This window comes from Streptomyces sp. NPDC041968, from assembly GCF_055589025.1.
Map to the genome: position 1 here is coordinate 230,678 of NZ_JBVJCB010000001.1, position 17,548 is coordinate 248,225.

12 protein-coding genes are annotated in these 17,548 nt (G+C 72.2%); 9 read left to right on the top strand and 3 right to left on the bottom strand.

What is annotated here, in order from left to right; genetic code table 11:
* Positions 1 to 50 precede the first annotated feature (50 nt).
* The gene (hrpB, locus tag ACZ6EG_RS01095) at positions 51 to 2,567 is read left to right on the top strand and encodes an ATP-dependent helicase HrpB (protein WP_469600559.1); all 2,517 of its coding nucleotides are present in this window, start codon (positions 51 to 53) and stop codon (positions 2,565 to 2,567) included.
* 119 nt (positions 2,568 to 2,686) lie between these two features.
* Here hrpB and ACZ6EG_RS01100 read toward each other — a convergent pair whose 3' ends face one another.
* Positions 2,687 to 4,477 (bottom strand): lytic transglycosylase domain-containing protein, encoded by a 1,791-nt coding sequence (locus tag ACZ6EG_RS01100; RefSeq protein ID WP_469600562.1) that lies wholly within the window; start codon positions 4,475 to 4,477, stop codon positions 2,687 to 2,689.
* 234 nt (positions 4,478 to 4,711) lie between these two features.
* On the opposite strand from ACZ6EG_RS01100, the gene ACZ6EG_RS01105 reads away from it, so the two are divergent.
* Positions 4,712 to 5,566, top strand: coding sequence for a DUF4184 family protein (locus tag ACZ6EG_RS01105; RefSeq protein WP_391967590.1), 855 nt, complete (start codon positions 4,712 to 4,714; stop codon positions 5,564 to 5,566).
* Here the strand turns inward: ACZ6EG_RS01105 and ACZ6EG_RS01110 are convergent.
* Both ACZ6EG_RS01110 and polA read right to left on the bottom strand, forming a co-directional pair.
* Entirely contained in the window at positions 5,487 to 5,900 is a 414-nt protein-coding gene (locus tag ACZ6EG_RS01110) for a hypothetical protein (RefSeq protein ID WP_391967591.1), read from the bottom strand. The genes ACZ6EG_RS01105 and ACZ6EG_RS01110 overlap by 80 nt on opposite strands.
* A 375-nt stretch (positions 5,901 to 6,275) precedes the next feature.
* Positions 6,276 to 8,999, bottom strand: coding sequence for a DNA polymerase I (gene polA, locus ACZ6EG_RS01115; protein ID WP_391967592.1), 2,724 nt, complete (start codon positions 8,997 to 8,999; stop codon positions 6,276 to 6,278).
* 168 nt (positions 9,000 to 9,167) lie between these two features.
* Between polA and ACZ6EG_RS01120 the strand changes: the two genes are divergently transcribed.
* The 7 genes from ACZ6EG_RS01120 (at position 9,168) to ACZ6EG_RS01150 (ending at position 17,546) form a co-directional block, all read left to right on the top strand.
* Entirely contained in the window at positions 9,168 to 11,447 is a 2,280-nt protein-coding gene (locus ACZ6EG_RS01120; RefSeq protein ID WP_391967593.1) for an FdhF/YdeP family oxidoreductase, read from the top strand.
* Positions 11,448 to 11,526: 79 nt separating this feature from the next.
* Positions 11,527 to 12,015, top strand: coding sequence for a PaaI family thioesterase (locus ACZ6EG_RS01125; RefSeq protein WP_469600568.1), 489 nt, complete (start codon positions 11,527 to 11,529; stop codon positions 12,013 to 12,015).
* 71 nt (positions 12,016 to 12,086) lie between these two features.
* Positions 12,087 to 12,536, top strand: coding sequence for a hypothetical protein (locus tag ACZ6EG_RS01130; protein ID WP_469600570.1), 450 nt, complete (start codon positions 12,087 to 12,089; stop codon positions 12,534 to 12,536).
* On the top strand, positions 12,533 to 13,132 hold the full coding sequence (locus ACZ6EG_RS01135; protein ID WP_469600573.1) for a Tat pathway signal sequence domain protein: 600 nt from the start codon (positions 12,533 to 12,535) through the stop codon (positions 13,130 to 13,132). Before ACZ6EG_RS01130 ends, ACZ6EG_RS01135 begins: the two co-directional genes overlap by 4 nt.
* A gap of 286 nt (positions 13,133 to 13,418) precedes the next feature.
* Positions 13,419 to 14,657, top strand: a complete 1,239-nt coding sequence (locus tag ACZ6EG_RS01140; protein ID WP_391967597.1) for a branched-chain amino acid ABC transporter substrate-binding protein — start codon at positions 13,419 to 13,421, stop codon at positions 14,655 to 14,657.
* 124 nt (positions 14,658 to 14,781) lie between these two features.
* Positions 14,782 to 15,714 (top strand): branched-chain amino acid ABC transporter permease, encoded by a 933-nt coding sequence (locus tag ACZ6EG_RS01145; RefSeq protein ID WP_391967598.1) that lies wholly within the window; start codon positions 14,782 to 14,784, stop codon positions 15,712 to 15,714.
* Between the two features lie 5 nt (positions 15,715 to 15,719).
* Entirely contained in the window at positions 15,720 to 17,546 is a 1,827-nt protein-coding gene (locus ACZ6EG_RS01150; RefSeq protein WP_391967599.1) for a branched-chain amino acid ABC transporter permease, read from the top strand.
* The last annotated feature ends 2 nt before the right edge of the window (positions 17,547 to 17,548 follow it).

A 17,548-nucleotide genomic window follows, 5' to 3' on the forward strand; every position in this document is an offset into this window, starting at 1 on the left:
GTTCACCGCGCGCGTGGGGTGTGGTTCCGCCGCCGTACGACACTGGGGGCGTGATCCGTTACGACGCCCTGGGCGCCCTGCCCGTACGCGGTGCCCTGCCCGCGCTGCACGAAGCCCTGGAGGGGCCCGGCACCGCGGTGCTGGTCGCGCCGCCCGGTACCGGCAAGACGACGCTGGTGCCGCTGGCACTGGCCGGCCTGCTCGGTGAGGGCCCCGCGCGGCGCGTGGTGGTGGCCGAGCCCCGGCGGATCGCGGCGCGGGCGGCGGCCCGGCGGATGGCGTGGCTGCTCGGCGAGCAGCCCGGCGCGAGCGTCGGGTACAGCGTGCGCGGTGAGCGGGTCGTCGGGCGGCACACGCGCGTGGAGGTCGTGACGACCGGTGTCCTGTTGCAGCGGCTGCAACGCGATCAGGAGCTGGCCGGCGTGGACGTGGTGGTGCTCGACGAGTGCCACGAGCGGCATCTGGACGCGGACACGACGGCGGCGTTCCTGTGGGACGTGCGGCAGACGCTCCGCCCCGAGCTGCGTCTGGTGGCCGCTTCGGCGACGACCGACGCGGCGGGCTGGGCCCGGCTGCTGGGCGGCGCGCCGGTCGTCGAGGCGGAGGGTGTGTCCCATCCCGTGGAGGTGGTGTGGGCGCCGCCGGTGCGGCCGGTGCGGCCGCCGCATGGGATGCGGGTGGATCCGGCCCTGCTCACGCACGTGGCGTCGGTGACGCGGCGGGCGCTGGCCGAGCGGGACGGGGACGTGCTGTGCTTCCTGCCCGGCGTCGGGGAGATCGCCCGGGTGGCCGGGCATCTGGGAGGCCTCGGTGACGTCGACGTGCTCCAGGTGCACGGGCGTGCGCCCGCGTCGGTGCAGGACGCGGTCCTGGCGCCCGGGACGAGGCGCCGGGTGGTGCTGGCGACCTCGGTGGCCGAGTCGTCGCTGACGGTTCCGGGTGTGCGGGTGGTCGTGGACGCGGGGCTGGCGCGGGAGCCGCGGGTGGACCACGGACGCGGGCTGAGCGCCCTCACGACGGTGCGCGCCTCCCGCGCGGCGGCCCGGCAGCGGGCCGGCCGGGCCGGGCGTGAGGCGCCGGGCGCGGTGTACCGCTGCTGGGCGGAGGCGGAGGACACCCGCCTGCCGCGCTTCCCGGCACCGGAGATCAAGGTGGCCGACCTGACGGCGTTCGCGCTCCAGGCGGCCTGCTGGGGCGATCCGGACGCCTCCGGGCTGGCGCTGCTCGATCCACCGCCGGGCGGGGCGATGGCGGCGGCGCGGGAGGTGCTCGCGTCCATCGGGGCCGTGGACCGCGCGGGGCGGGCGACCGCACGCGGTCTGCGACTGGTTCGGCTGGGGCTCCACCCCCGGTTGGGGCGGGCCCTGCTCGATGCCGGGGGCGCGGGGGCGGCCGCTTCCGGAGCGTCCGACGCCGTGGCCGAGGTGGTGGCCCTGCTCAGCGAGGAGCCGCCGCGGGAGTACGGGGACGATCTGACGGCCGTGCTGCGGGCCGCCCGGCGTGGCGGGGACGGCTACGGGGCGCGGTGGCGGGCCGAGGCACGGCGGCTGCGTACGGCGGTGGAGGGGGCCGGCGGGCGGGCGCGGGACGCCGCGGACGACGCGCTCGCCGGGCTGGTCGCCGCGCTGGCCTTTCCCGAGCGGGTGGCAAGGAAGGACGGCGGTTCGTACCTGATGGTCTCCGGGACCCGGGCCGAGGTGCCGGAGGCGTCGGCGCTGCGCGGGGCCCCGTGGATCGCCGTCGCCGTGGCCGACCGGCCGGTGGGCAAGGGGCACGCGCGCGTGCAGCTCGGCGCGGCCGTGGACGAGGCGACGGCCCGGCTGGCCGCGGGGGCCCTGCTGGAGGAGCGGGACGAGGTGCACTGGGGCGACGGCGACGTCGTGGCCCGGCGGGTCGAGCGGCTGGGAGCCGTGGAACTCACCGTCCGCCCCCTCAGCGACGCCGGCCCCGGCCTCGTACGGGACGCGCTGCTGGAGGGGCTGCGGCAGGAGGGGCTCGGGCTGCTGCGCTGGTCGGCCGACGCGCAGGTGCTCCGCCAGCGGCTCGCCTTCCTGCGGCGGCGGGTCGGTGCGCCATGGCCGGACGTCTCCGACGAGGCGCTGTACGCGCGCGTGGACGAGTGGCTGGAGCCGGAGCTGGGCCGGGCCCGGCGCCGTGCCGACCTGGCCCGCATCGACGCTGGGCAGGCGCTGGCACGGCTGCTGCCCTGGTCCTCGGGTGACGCGGCGCGGCTGGACGAGCTGGCCCCGGAGCGGATCGTGGTCCCCAGCGGGTCCCGGGTCCGGATCGACTACTCCGATCCCGGCCGGCCGGTCCTCGCGGTGAAGCTCCAGGAGATGTTCGGGCTGCAGCGTTCGCCGGAGGTGGCCGGGGTGCCGCTTCTCGTCCACCTCCTCTCCCCTGCCGGGCGGCCGGCGGCGGTCACGGCCGACCTGGCCTCCTTCTGGAAGGACGGTTACAGGGGCGTACGCGCGGAGCTGCGTGGCCGGTATCCGAAGCATCCGTGGCCCGAGGACCCGGCCACGGCCGAGCCGACGCGGCACACGAAGAGCCGCCTCGCGAAGTGAGCACCGAGGAGTCGCATGGCGGTGCGGGCCCCGAAGGGTCGCCCGCGAGGTGAACGTGGTGCGCCCCCACCGCCGTGACGGTGGGGGCGCCCCTCGGTCCGGGCCTGTCGGACCCGTGCCTACGCCTCCGGCGCGGTCGACGGCTCCGTGGAGGGGGTGGGCGAGGTCCCGGGCGCCTCGGTGGACGGGTCCGGCGACGGCTCCGGCGCGGCCTCGGCCACCTTCAGCTGGACGTTGAGCGTGGCGCCGCCCGCGGTGGTCAGGCGGAGGATGAAGGTGCCGGTGGTGTCGTCCGCGTACAGCTTCGGCAGCTTCAGCAGGCCCTTGGCATCGGTCTTCAGGCCGGTCAGGGTGCGGACGGTCCTGCCGTCGGCGTCCTTGAAGTGGGGGCCCTGGTCGCTCTCGGTGGGGTCGAGCACCGACTTGACGAGGGTGGCGGTGACGGCGACCTTGTCCGCGGCGGCGCCCTTGTGCGTGGCCCTCACCTCGACCTGGTCGGCGAACTCGCCGCCCGGCGTGCAGGTCAGGGCCGTGTCGCTGGTACGGGCGAGGGCGTCGGCGACGCGCTCGGTGACGGTGGCCCGGTAGTCGAGGCCGGCGACGCTCCGGCCGACGACGGTGGCACGGACGGTGAACGCGCCGGTCTTCTCCCCCGCCACCAGCGCGGGCGCGACGGCCACCCCGGAGGCGTTGGTGGTGACGGCGGCGACCTTCTCCCCGCCGGTGAAGGTGGCGTCGGTGTCGCCGAGGACGGTGAAGCGGATGCGCACCTTGCCGACGGACTGGCCGGCCTTGGTCTCGGCGCGGGCGCTGATCTTCTGGGCGAAGGTGTCGCCCGCGATCGCGGTGAGCCCCGTGGTGCCGGCGTTCTCCAGGTGGTGCACCGTGTCCGTGGGGGTCTCGGTCGTGGGCGGGGGCGGCGTCGGCTTCGGCGGCGTGGGCGGCTTGGGGCTCGGCGAGCCGGTGCCGGGCGCGGGCTCGGGGGGCGTGTTCGGCTTGGTGGAGCCGGTCGTCGGCGCACCGGGGGCCTTGGGGCCGGTGGTGGCGCCGGAGCCGCCGGGGGACGGGCTGGGGCCGGGGTCGTCGCTGCGTCCCACGGGCAGGGTGCCGGTGCCGTCGGGGATCTCGTGGGTGCCCTTGCGGTAGTGCTCCAGCCAGGACAGGACCGTGTGGAGGTAGTCCTGCGAGTTGTTGTAGCTGAGGATCGCGCGGTTGAGGTCGGCCTGGACGGACAGGTCCCAGCCGTTGCGGCACAGGTAGTGGCCGGCGGAGAGCGCGGCGTCGTAGATGTTGTTGGGGTCGTCCTTGCCGTCGGCGTTGCCGTCGCGTCCCGCCCACGCCCACGTGGAGGGGATGAACTGCATGGGGCCGACGGCGTTGTCGTACCTGCTGTTGCCGTCGTAGACGCCGTTGTCGGTGTCCTTGATGAGCGCGAAGCCGTTGCCGTCGAGCTGCGGGCCGATGATGCGGCCGAGGGTGTTGCCCTGCGCGTCGACCTTGCCGCCGCGTGCCTGCCCCGACTCCACCTTGCCGATGGCGGCCAGCAGTTGCCACGGCAGGTTGCAGCCCGGCTTGGCCCGGCGCAGCTCCGACTCGGCCTTCTTGTAGGCGTCGAGCACGGTGGCGGGAATGCCCGCCTCGGCCGGGCCGCGGGAGGCGGGGGTGCCGATGGTCGGTGCGGGGCTCGGGCTGTTGAGCGGCGGAAGGTCCGTGTAGTACGGCGAGTTGCCGGTGGCGCTCTCCTCCGAGGAGGCGTCGGGCGTCGGCACCTTGTCGGCCGTGGTCTGTCTGCCGTGTGCGTCGGCCGTCACGTCGGGAGCCTGGGACGCGGACAGGGCCGCGACCACGACCGCCGCCACGGTGGTGGTGACCGCCGCCTTGCGGAGCCTCCTGTCGAAATGCGCCGCCATAGAGTGAACCCCTCCCGTGGACGCCCTCGCGTCGCTCTCCGTCGGTCTTCGGCCGTCACGCCGGCCCGTCCTGCTGTGACGATCGGTACGCGTCGATGGTTGCACCGCAACCTTCCCCGTGCGGTGTCCGTCTGTTCGACCAGTACGGTGCCGCAGGCGACCCTACGACAACTTGCTTTGCACGGGCACCCATTCGTGCCCGATATTCACCAGTTGGCCATACGAGGAGTTCTGTTGCCCTTCACCCTCAGTCATGCGGTCGCCGTACTGCCCGCGGTGAGGCGCGACGGGACCGGCCGGGGCCGGCTGGTACCCGCCGTACTCGTGGCGGGATCCTTTTCACCCGACATCACCTACTACGCGGCGAGTTTCGTGTCCGGGGCGATGGAGTTCGGGGACGTCACGCACTCCTTCCCGGGTGTCCTCACCGTCGACGTGGTCATCGCCTGGGTCCTGGTGAGGGTGTGGCTGCTGCTCCGTGAACCGCTGGTGGCCCTGTTGCCGCGGGCCCGGCAGGGCCGTGCCGCCGCCCTGTTGCGCTGCGGGACGCCACGCGCGCGCGTGGACGCGCCCCTCGTCCTGCGGTGGTACGTGTCGGCCGTGCTGGGGGCGCTGACCCACGTGGTGTGGGACGCGTTCACGCACCTCGACCGCTGGGGGATGCGGGTGCTCCCGGTCCTCGGGCGGGAGATCGCGGGCTCGCCGCTCTACTGGTACCTCCAGTACGGCGGTTCCGCCGTGGCCGCCGTCGTCATCGCCGTGTTCCTGGTGCGGGCGCTGCGCCGGGCTCCCCGGGCCGAACCGCTGGGCGTCCCGGTCCTTTCGGCCGGGGACCGGTGGTGGGCCGCGGCGGTGCTCGGCGGGTGCGCCGTGGTCGGGGCGGTGCAGCGGGCGGTCCGCTGGTGGGCCTACTGGGGAGACGTGGCGAAACCCTGGGAGCTGATCCCGACGGTGTGCTTCGGAGCGGGCGCGGGGCTCGCCCCCGGGCTGCTGCTCTACGCCGTGGGGGTCAGGGTGTGGCGTCCGGCCCCGGTTCCCACCAGGCCGGGAGGCGTCGGTAGGCAGCCGGACCGCCGGGTCGCGCGCTGAGGGTGTCGGCGCTCGCGACGAACACGGTGAAGCTGCGGGCGGGCCGGGTCCGCGGCAGCAGGGTGAGGGCGAGCGCCAGGTAGCCGCGGGCCAGGTCGGCCCACACGTGCCGGGCGAGCGGGCCGGGCGGGGGCGCGTCGCGGTCGACGTGGCGGGTGAGCCTGCGGCGGAGGTCCGTCGCGGTACGGCGCAGGGCCGTCGCGAGGCTGGTGGGGGTGCGGCCGGTACTTGCGCCCGGCGCGAAGACCGGGACCGGGAGGAGTGGCACGCGGGCGGGTCGGTCGGTGCTTGCCCGTGCCGGTGTCGTCCGGTGGTGGAGCATGCGTATACCCATGCCCGCATCCTTACGGGAGACGGGGACGGGGGGCCCTTTCGCGGGGGCCACCTGAGTGACGGCTCCTCGCGGAGCGGGGCACGGGCGGGGACGGGCAGGTGTACGGACGGGGGCGGGCGGACCGGGCGGCACGGGACCGGAACCGGGCCGAGCCGCCCTGCGCCGTGCGGGCCGGCCCGAGATCGGACCGGCCCCGGACGCGGGCGCAGCCACCCGATCGCCCACTCCGGGCCGACCGATCCCGTGCGGCACCGCTTGCCGCAGCGCACAGGCCGGCCCGCACCCGCCGAACACCGAGCACCGAGCACCGAGCACGAACCGCCAACCGCCCAACCGCCCAACCGCCCAACCGCCCAACCGCCCAACCGCCGGAGGCTAGTGCGCTGCCGATTCCCAGTCCGGGCCCGAGCCCACCGAGACGCCCAGGGGGACACTCAGCCGCACCGCGTTCGCCATCTCGCGGCGGACCAGCTCCTCCGCCGCCGCGCGCTCGCCGGGAGCGATCTCCAGGACGATTTCGTCGTGGACCTGGAGCAGCATCCGGGAGGCGAGGCCGGCCTCGCGCAGCGCCTTGTCCACGTTGAGCATGGCGATCTTGACGATGTCGGCCGCCGTGCCCTGGATCGGGGCGTTCAGGGCCATCCGCTCGGCCGCCTCACGGCGCTGACGGTTGTCGCTGTTGAGGTCGGGCAGGTAGCGGCGGCGGCCGAAGAGCGTCGCCGTGTACCCCGTCGCCCGCGCCTCGTCGACGACCCTGCGCAGATAGTCCCGCACACCGCCGAACCGCTCGAAGTAGGCGTCCATCAGGCCGCGGGCCTCGGCTGCCTCGATGTTCAGCTGCTGGGAGAGGCCGAAGGCCGACAGACCGTACGCCAGGCCGTAGGACATGGCCTTGATCTTGCGGCGCATCTCCGCGTCCACCGCGGACTGCTCCACCGAGAAGACCTGTGCGGCGGCGGTGGTGTGCAGGTCCTCGCCGGAGGTGAACGCCTCGGTCAGGCCCTCGTCCTCGGAGAGGTGGGCCATCACCCGCAGCTCGATCTGGCTGTAGTCGGCCGTCATCAAGGACTCGAAGCCCTCGCCGACGACGAACCCGCGCCTGATCGCGCGGCCCTCGTCGGTACGGACCGGGATGTTCTGCAGGTTCGGGTCCGTGGACGAGAGGCGGCCGGTGGCGGCGACCGTCTGGTTGAACGTGGTGTGGATGCGGCCGTCGGCGGCGATCGTCTTGATCAGGCCCTCCACCGTGACGCGCAGCTTGGCCTGCTCCCGGTGGCGGAGCATGATCACCGGCAGTTCGTTGTCCGTCTGGGCCGCCAGCCAGGCCAGGGCGTCGGCGTCCGTGGTGTAGCCGGTCTTGGTCTTCTTGGTCTTCGGCAGGTTCAGCTCGCCGAAGAGGACTTCCTGGAGCTGCTTGGGCGAGCCGAGGTTGAACTCCCGGCCGGCCGCCGCGTGCGCCTCCTTCACCGCCTGCTGCACGGCGCCCGCGAACATCTGCTCCATCGCCTGGAGGTGCTCGCGGTCGGCCGCGATTCCGTGCCGCTCCATGCGGGCCAGCAGTGCAGATGTGGGCAGCTCCACGTCGCGCAGCAGGTCCGCGGCGCCGACGTCCGCCAGGCGTCCCTCGAAGGCCTCGCCCAGGTCGAGGATGGCACGGGCCTGCACCATGAGCGCCTCGGCCTCGGCACCGTCGTCCGCGCCGAAGGCCAGCTGACCGTCGGCCGCGGCGGCGGGGGCCAGCTCGCGGTGCAGGTACTCCAGGGACAGCGCGTCCAGGTCGAAGGAGCGTCGGCCCGGCTTGACCAGGTACGCGGCGAGTGCGGTGTCCATGCCGACGCCGGAGACGGTCCAGCCGTGCTCGGCGAAGACGCGCATGGCGCCCTTGGCGTTGTGGAGGACCTTCGGTCGGTCCGCGTCGGACAGCCAGGCCGTGAACGCCGTCTCGTCGGCCTCGTCCAGCTCGGTCGGGTCGAACCAGGCGGCCGGCCCGCCGGCCGCGGCGAGCGCGACCTCGGCGACCGAGCCGGTGCCCAGCGCCCAGGTGTCGACCGTCGCGACGCCGAGGGTTCCCGTGCCGTGCTCGGCGAGCCAGCCGGCCACCTCGCCCGTGCCCAGCACCGTGCCGTCCAGCTCCACGCCGTCGGCGACGACCGGCGCGGCCTCGGCCTCCTCGGCGCCGGGGTCGACGGCGTTGAGCCGCTCCCGCAGCGACGGGTTGCGGATCTCCAGGGTGTCCAGGATCATCGCGACGCCCTTGCGGTCGTACGCCGTGCGCTCCAGGTCGGTGACCGTCTTCGGCAGCTCGACGCGGCGCTCCAGCTCGGTGAGGCGGCGGTTGAGCTTGACCGACTCCAGGTGGTCGCGCAGGTTCTGCCCGGCCTTGCCCTTGACCTCGTCGACGCGCTCGACCAGCTCGGCGAAGGACCCGAACTGGTTGATCCACTTCGCGGCCGTCTTCTCGCCGACGCCCGGGATGCCGGGCAGGTTGTCGGACGGGTCGCCGCGCAGCGCCGCGAAGTCGGGGTACTGGGCGGGCGTCAGGCCGTACTTCTCGAAGACCTTCTCCGGCGTGAAGCGGGTCAGCTCGGAGACGCCCTTCGTCGGGTAGAGGACGGTGGTGCGGTCGCTGACCAGCTGGAAGGAGTCCCGGTCGCCGGTGACGATCAGCACGTCGAAGCCCTCGGCCTCGGCCTGGGTGGCGAGCGTGGCGATGACGTCGTCGGCCTCGAAGCCCTCGACGGCGAAGCGCTGCACGTGCATGGCGTCGAGCAGCTCGCCGATCAGCTCGACCTGGCCCCGGAACTCGTCCGGGGTCTTGGAGCGGTTCGCCTTGTACTCGGTGAACTCCTCCGACCGCCAGGTCTTGCGGGAGACGTCGAACGCCACCGCGAAGTGCGTGGGAGCCTCGTCACGCAGCGTGTTGGCCAGCATGGACGCGAAGCCGTAGATCGCGTTGGTCGGCTGGCCCGTCGCGGTCGTGAAGTTCTCCGCGGGCAGCGCGAAGAACGCGCGGTACGCCAGTGAGTGCCCGTCCATGAGCATCAGGCGCGGACGGCCGCCGGAGGTGTTGTCGGTCTTCTTCGCTGCTGTCTCTGCCACGTCCCCGATCCTGCCACGGACCACCGACACTCGGCCCCGCGCTCGCCGGTGGCACGGACCCGGCGCCGCCCCACGGCGACCCCGCGCCCCGGCCCGCCCGGCCTGCCTGTCGGTGGGCCGTGCGAGGATCGGAGACGTACCTCACACGTGTACGCGAAGGAGCGCGCGATGGCCACCAAACCGCCCAAGGGCGATCCGGTTCAGGACGCGCCGCGGATCACGGAACCGCAGCACGCGGCGGCGGGCATCCCGGCCATCGGCCACACCCTGCGGATGGCGCAGCGGCAGATGGGCGTGAAGCGGACCGCCCTGACGCTGCTGAGCGTCAACCAGAAGGACGGCTTCGACTGCCCGGGCTGCGCCTGGCCGGAGCCGGACCACCGGCACAAGGCGGAGTTCTGCGAGAACGGCGCCAAGGCCGTGGCGGAGGAAGCCACCCTGCGCCGGGTCACCCCGGAGTTCTTCGCCGCGCACTCCGTCGCCGACCTCGCCACCCGCAGCGGCTACTGGCTGGGGCAGCAGGGGCGGCTCACCCACCCCGTGTACCTGCCGGAGGGCGGCGAGCACTACGAACCGGTCACCTGGGAGCGGGCCTTCGACATCGTGGCCGAGGAGATCGCCGCGCTGGACTCGCCCGACGAGGCGGTCTTCTACACGTCCGGGCGCACCAGCAACGAGGCGGCGTTCCTCTACCAGCTCTTCGCACGGGAGCTCGGCACCAACAACCTGCCGGACTGCTCCAACATGTGCCACGAGTCGTCCGGCTCGGCCCTGTCGGAGACCATCGGCATCGGCAAGGGCAGCGTCCTCCTCGACGACCTGTACCAGGCCGATCTGATCGTCGTGGCCGGTCAGAACCCGGGCACCAACCACCCGCGCATGCTCTCCGCCCTGGAGCGGGCCAAGGCGAACGGCGCGAAGATCATCAGCGTCAATCCGCTGCCCGAGGCCGGCCTGGAGCGCTTCAAGAACCCCCAGACCCCCAGGGGACTCACCGCGGGCGCCGCGCTCACCGACCTGTTCCTGCAGATCCGCATCGGCGGCGACCAGGCCCTGTTCCGGCTCCTCAACAAGCTGATCCTCGACACCCGGGGCGCCGTCGACGAGGCGTTCGTCGAGGAACACACCCACGGCTTCGAGCAGTTCGCCGAGGCCGCCCGCGCCGCCGACTGGGACGAGACCCTCGCCGCGACCGGCCTCACGCGCGCGGAGATCGAGGAAGCGCTGCGCATGGTGCTCGCGTCGAAGCGCACCATCGTGTGCTGGGCGATGGGACTGACCCAGCACAAGCACTCCGTGCCGACCATCCGCGAGGTCGTGAACTTCCTCCTCCTGCGCGGCAACATCGGCCGTCCGGGCGCGGGCGTCTGCCCGGTGCGCGGCCACTCCAACGTGCAGGGCGACCGCACGATGGGCATCTTCGAACGCCCGGCGCCCGCGTTCCTGGACGCCCTGGAGAAGGAGTTCGGCTTCGCACCGCCGCGCGCCCACGGCTACGACGTCGTACGGGCCATCCGCGCGCTGCGCGACGGGGAGGCGAAGGTCTTCTTCGCCATGGGCGGCAACTTCGTCTCCGCCTCCCCCGACACGGAGGTCACCGAGGCGGCCATGCGGCGCGCCCGTCTCACCGTGCACGTGTCGACGAAGCTGAACCGCTCGCACGCCGTCACGGGTGCGCGCGCCCTGATCCTGCCGACCCTCGGCCGCACCGAACGCGACCTCCAGGGCGGCGGCGAGCAGTTCGTGACCGTCGAGGACTCCATGGGCATGGTGCACGCCTCCCGCGGCCGGCTGGAGCCCGCGAGCAGGCACCTGCTGTCCGAGCCGGCGATCGTGTGCCGGCTGGCGCGCCGCGTGCTGGGCGGGAGCAGTGCCACGCCCTGGGAGGAGTTCGAGAAGGACTACGCGACGATCCGGGACCGGATCGGGCGCGTGATCCCCGGCTTCGAGGACTTCAACGCGCGCGTGGCCGACCCCGCGGGCTTCGCCCTCCCGCACGCCCCGCGGGACGAGCGCCGCTTCCCGACGGCCACCGGCAAGGCCAACTTCACGGCCGCACCGGTCGAGTACCCCGAGCTGCCCGAGGGCCGGCTGCTGCTCCAGACGCTGCGTTCGCACGACCAGTACAACACCACGATCTACGGCCTGGACGACCGCTACCGGGGGATCAGGAACGGCCGCCGGGTCGTCCTGGTCAACCCGGAGGACGCCGGCCGGCTGAAGCTCCGGGACGGCGCGTACGTCGACCTGGTCGGCGAGTGGAAGGACGGGGTGGAGCGGCGCGCCCCCGGCTTCCGGGTCGTGCACTACCCGACGGCCCGGGGCTGTGCGGCGGCCTACTACCCGGAGACCAACGTCCTGGTGCCGCTGGACGCCACCGCGGACACCAGCAACACCCCGGCCAGCAAGTCCGTGATCGTCCGTCTGGAACAATCGGCGACCGACTGAGCGTTTGCTCAGTCATGCCGGCGGCCCTCAGCGGCCGGGCGGCGGACCTTACAGACGGAGCGACGAAACGGAGCCGGGCATGGGCGAGCAGCAGCAGGTGCAGTTCCCGCAGGAGGTCATCGATGAGTACGCCGCGCTCGGCGTCGACCTGCCCGCCCTCTTCTCCGCCGGGCACCTCGGCACGCGCATGGGTGTCGAGATCCTGGAGGCGTCGGCGGACCGGGTCGTCGGCACCATGCCGGTGGAGGGCAACACCCAGCCGTACGGACTGCTGCACGGCGGCGCTTCGGCGGTGCTGGCCGAGACCCTCGGCTCGGTCGGCTCGATGCTGCACGGCGGCAGCTCCAAGATCGCCGTCGGCGTCGACCTGAACTGCACCCATCACCGCGGGGCCCGCTCCGGCCTCGTCACCGGCGTGGCCACGCCGGTGCACCGGGGCCGGTCGACGGCGACGTACGAGATCGTGATCAGCGACGAGCAGGACCGAAGGGTGTGCACCGCCCGCCTGACGTGCATGCTGCGGGACCTGAAGCCGGGCGACGGCGAGCGGGCCGGCACGGCGGGCTGAGCGGACGTCCGGGCGGCGCGGGGGCGGCCACGGCATTGCTCCGGGGCCGCCGCGCGTCCTAACTTCGGAGCATGGGACGGGGAGGGGCCTCCTGGGCGTGGCCGACTCGGCGTTTCCGGTTCGCACCCGGGCTGCTCACGCTCGCACTGACCCTGCCGCTCACCGCAGCGGCGGTCGGCTGCGCGGGCCCCGGTGAGGAGACGGGCGGTACCGGTGCCTCCGCCCCGGCGTCCGCGTCCCGGACGGCGCAACCGCCGCTCACCGGCGAGGAGTTGTGCACGAGCGCCGTCGGCTACTGGGCACGCGAGATGCTGGCCGGCGCCACCCCGTACGGGGACTACCAGTCGATGGGGCTGTCCAACCGGCAGTACGACATCCTGCGGGAGGTCGTGGACGCCGCGTGGGCCACGAAGCGGACCCAAGGGCCGCGACCGGCACGCGAACTGATCGACCGTCAGGTGGCCCGGGAATGCGCCGACCACTACCGCGACGGCGGCCCGACCGAGGGCCCGTGGCAGTGAGCGGCACCGGCCCCGTCGAGCCGGGCGAGGGCACCCACGACCGGACCATCCCGGACGCCCCCCGTTCGGCCCCCCGGTGGCGTGTCCGGCCGTTCCGGTACTACGGCCGTCACCGCCTGGCGGTCCTCGCGACCACGGCGGCCGTCACGGTCCTGACCGGGGGCGGCTACCTGTACGCCACCCGCCCGCAGCCGCCATCCGCTCCTCCGCCCCCGCACCCCTCCCAGGTGGTCGACGTCGACTACCTGGACGCGGTGCCCGGCCCGCACGGCGCCTTCCGTTTCGCGGTGCGGCTGAGCGTGCGGGCCGGCCCGCCCGTCACCGTGACGCGGCTCGGCCAGCCCTACGACGGCATAGCGATGACGGCGTCGCCCGCCGCGCCTTTCCGTACAAAGGCGCATTCCGCCCGCAAGATCATCGTCACGCTGCGCGTGACGGAATGCGCAAAAGCACCGCGGAACCTCGCACTCCCTTTTCTGCTTGTAACGCTGCGTAATACGCGCGCAATACAAGCCCACAGCTACATCCTGGGGACGCGCTATGCGCGGGACCTCTCCGACGCCCTGCAAGTCGCCTGCAGCAACGAATCCCGGTAATCACCAAAACGCTCCAGACGCCTGATCAGTGGCGGCCAGTCCTGCGGGTTCTCAGCATGCGGACAGGGCGAATCGGCCTGAATTCCGCCCTTCTTCCCAGCCAGTACCGCTCTGCATTACCCCGTGTCATAACAAGAGCGTCACAGCATGTGTCAGACCCTCCTCCACGTTCCCCACACACGCTTAGAGTCACGGCCAGTCACCGCGCCACCGATTGTCACTTCGGCCCAGCGCTCGACTCGGCCGCCTCCACGGGGAAGCGGCTGTGCCAGGGAAAGGACTGATCGTGCGTCAACGTTCGCTCATCGCCATCACCGCCGCTCTGGCGGCGGGAGCGCTCACCCTCACCGCCTGCGGCTCGCGCGACGACGACGGCGGCTCGGACTCCGGCAACGGCGGCGGCGGTGGCACCACCGTCGTCATCGGCGTCGACGCCCCGCTGACCGGCGACCTGTCCGCGCTGGGCCTCGGCATCAAGAACTCGGTGGACCTCGCCGCCAAGACGGCCAACAAGGACAACTACGTCGACGGCGTCACGTTCGAGATACAGGCCCTCGACGACCAGGGCCAGCCCTCCGTCGGCCAGCAGAACGCCACCAAACTCGTCGCCAACGACGACGTGCTCGGCGTGGTCGGCCCGCTGAACTCCTCGGTCGGCGAGTCCATGCAGAAGGTCTTCGACACCGCGAAGCTGGTCGAGGTCTCCCCCGCCAACACCAACCCTGCCCTCACCCAGGGCGTGGACTGGCAGAAGGAGAAGGTCCGGCCGTACAAGTCGTACTTCCGCACCGCGACCACGGACGCCATCCAGGGCCCGTTCGCCGCGCAGTACGTCTTCAACGACTCGAAGAAGAAGAAGGTCTTCGTCATCGACGACAAGAAGACCTACGGCGCCGGTCTGGCCGCCACCTTCACCGACGAGTTCAAGAAGCTCGGCGGCCAGGTCGTCGGCACCGAGCACATCAACCCGGACACCAAGGACTTCAACGCGGTCGCCACCAAGGTCAAGAACTCGGGCGCCGACGTCGTCTACTACGGCGGCGAGTACCCGCAGGCCGGCCCGCTCAGCAAGCAGATCAAGGCCGCCGGCGCGAAGATCCCGGTGGTCGGCGGCGACGGCATCTACAGCGCCGACTTCATCAAGCTCGCCGGCGCCAGCGGCACCGGCGACCTCGCCACCTCCGTCGGCGCCCCGGTCGAGGAGCTCCCGTCCGCCAAGGAGTTCGTCGCCAACTACAAGGCCGAGGGATACAAGGAGGCCTACGAGGCGTACGGCGGCTACTCCTACGACTCCGCCTGGGCGATCATCGAGGCCGTGAAGAAGGTCGTCGAGGACAACGACGGCAAGCTTCCGGACGACGCCCGCGCCAAGGTCGTGGACGCCATGCAGAACGTCTCCTTCGACGGTGTGACCGGCAAGGTCTCCTTCGACGAGTTCGGTGACGCGACCAACAAGCAGCTCACCGTGTACGCCGTCGAGAACGGTGCCTGGAAGTCGGTGAAGTCCGGCACCTACACCGGCTGACCCACCGCACGCACCACTGATCACGTGATCACGAGCCGCGCGGGGCGCTGTTCCACAGGCGCCCCGCGCGGACTCGCATCCGGCCACATCCGTCGATAGTTCCGAAAGTCTCGGAGGACATGCGGTGAACGAACTGCCGCAGCAGCTGGTCAACGGCCTGCTACTGGGATCCATGTACGGGCTGGTCGCCATCGGCTACACAATGGTCTACGGCATTGTCCAGCTCATCAACTTCGCCCACGGCGAGATCTTCATGACCGGCGCCTTCGGCGCGCTCACGGTCTACCTCTACATCCTGCCCGACGGCACCTCCATGCTGATCGCCCTTCCGCTCATGCTCATAGGCGCCATGGTGGTCTCCGTCACCGTGGCGGTCGGGGCGGAACGGTTCGCCTACCGTCCCCTGCGCGGCGCACCCCGCCTCGCGCCCCTCATCACCGCCATCGGCCTCTCCCTCGCCCTCCAGCAGGCGGTGTGGGCCTGGTACCCCGGCGCCAAGTCGAAGATCAGCTTCCCGCAGATCGACGGCGGGCCGTTCCACATCGGCAGCGTCACCATCCAGACCGGCGACATCTTCCTGCTCGTCGCCGCCCCGGTCAGCATGGCGATCCTCGCCTTCTTCGTAATGCGCACCCGCACCGGCCGCGGCATGCAGGCCACCGCGCAGGACCCGGACACCGCCAAGCTGATGGGTGTCAACACCGACCGCATCATCGTGGTCGCCTTCGCCCTCGGTGCCCTCTTCGCCGCCGTCGGCGCCGTCGCCAACGGTCTGAAGTACGGCGACATCGACTTCCGGATGGGCTTCATCCTCGGTCTCAAGGCCTTCACCGCGGCGGTCCTCGGCGGTATCGGCAACATCTACGGCGCCATGATCGGCGGCGTCGTCCTCGGTGTCGCCGAGACCCTGGCCACCGCCTTCATCGCCGACGTGCCCGGTCTGGAGAAGCTCGGCAGCCAGTCCTGGGCCGACGTCTGGGCCTTCATCCTCCTCATCCTCGTACTCCTGTTCAGGCCACAGGGCCTGCTCGGCGAACGCGTTGCGGACAGGGCGTGACACCGATGACCACACAGACCACAGCACCGAAGTCCGCCGGCACCTCCGCCGCGGGCAACACCTCCGGCCTCATCGGGATCCCCGCCCACATCGGCCGCGCCCTCGCCACCGGCGGCGGCGTCCTCACCGTCGTCTCCACGTTCCTCGCCTGGACCTGGACCTCCGAGTTCCCCGGCGACCTCACCGTCTACGGCTACCCGGGCGGCCTCCAGGTCCTGGTCCTGATCGCCGGCGCCCTCACCACCCTCTTCGGCCTCGCCTCCTACGGCGTCAAGGGCCTGGGCTGGCTGGCGCCCTCCGGAGCGGACGCGGCGCTCAAGTTCGCCGCTCTCGCCGCCTTCACGACCACCTGGTACACGATCATCGCGATCAGCGCCCAACTCGGCGGCCTGGTCAACCTGGAGCCCGGCGGCTACGTCGCGGCCGGTGCCACCCTGCTCGCCCTCCTCGGCGCCCTCGCCCTGCCCTTCGAGCGCCCGGAGCCGGACCCGTTCGACCCGGACGACACCGGCTGGGAGCAGTTCAAGCACACCACCTCGCACAACTGGCAGACCGTGCGGGCGGCCTTCGCCACCGGGACCCCGCGCCCCGTACCGGCCCTGCCGTCCTACGTCGAGATCCTGATCATCGTCGCGATGCTCTCGATCGCCCTGCTCGTCTTCACCTACGGCATCGGCACCGAGTACGACGAACTCTTCGTCGGCTTCCTCATCACCGCCGGCCTCGGCTTCGCCGCCCTCCACAAGGCCGGCCTGATCGCCCACGCCACCGAGATCACCTCCCGGCACCAGAACATCACCGTCTGCGGCGCCTTCATCGCCGCGGCCTGCTTCCCCTTCACCCAGTCCGACGACCAGTACGCCACCCTCGGCGTCTACATCCTCATCTTCGCCACGGTCGCCCTCGGACTGAACATCGTCGTCGGCCTCGCCGGCCTGCTCGACCTCGGCTACGTCGCCTTCCTCGGCGTCGGCGCCTACGCGGCCGCCCTGGTCTCCGGCTCCCCCAGCTCGCCGTTCGACGTCCACTTCCCCTTCTGGGCCGCGGTCATCGTCGGCGCCATCGCCTCGCTCGTCTTCGGCGTCCTGATCGGCGCCCCCACCCTGCGACTGCGCGGCGACTACCTCGCCATCGTGACCCTCGGCTTCGGTGAGATCTTCCGCATCACCGCCAACAACCTCGACGGCACCTCGGGGCCGGACCTCACCAACGGCTCCAACGGCGTCTCCTCCATCCCCGACCTCAAGATCCTCGGTCTGGACCTCGGCGTACAGCACGACATCGGCGGCTTCACCATCGGCCGCTTCGCCAACTACTTCTTCCTGATGCTGATCATCACCGCGGTCGTCGTCCTCGTCTTCCGACGCAGCGGCGACTCCCGCATCGGCCGCGCCTGGGTCGCCATCCGCGAGGACGAGACCGCCGCGCTCGCCATGGGCATCAACGGCTTCCGGGTGAAGCTCATCGCCTTCGCCGTCGGCGCCACCCTCGCCGGCCTCGCCGGCACCGTGCAGGCCCACGTCACCTACACCGTCACCCCCGAGCAGTACCTCTTCGCCGGCACCACGCCACCCAACTCGGCCTTCCTGCTCGCGGCGGTCGTCCTCGGCGGCATGGGCACCATCGCAGGCCCGCTCATCGGCGCCTCCCTGCTCTTCCTGATCCCCAACAAGCTCCAGTTCCTCGGCGACTACCAGCTCTTCGCCTTCGGACTCGCGCTCGTCCTGCTCATGCGCTTCCGTCCCGAAGGCCTCATCGCCAACCGGCGCCGCAAACTGGAATTCCACGAAGAGGCCGAAGCGCCCACCACCCTGAGCAAGACAGGGGCCTGACC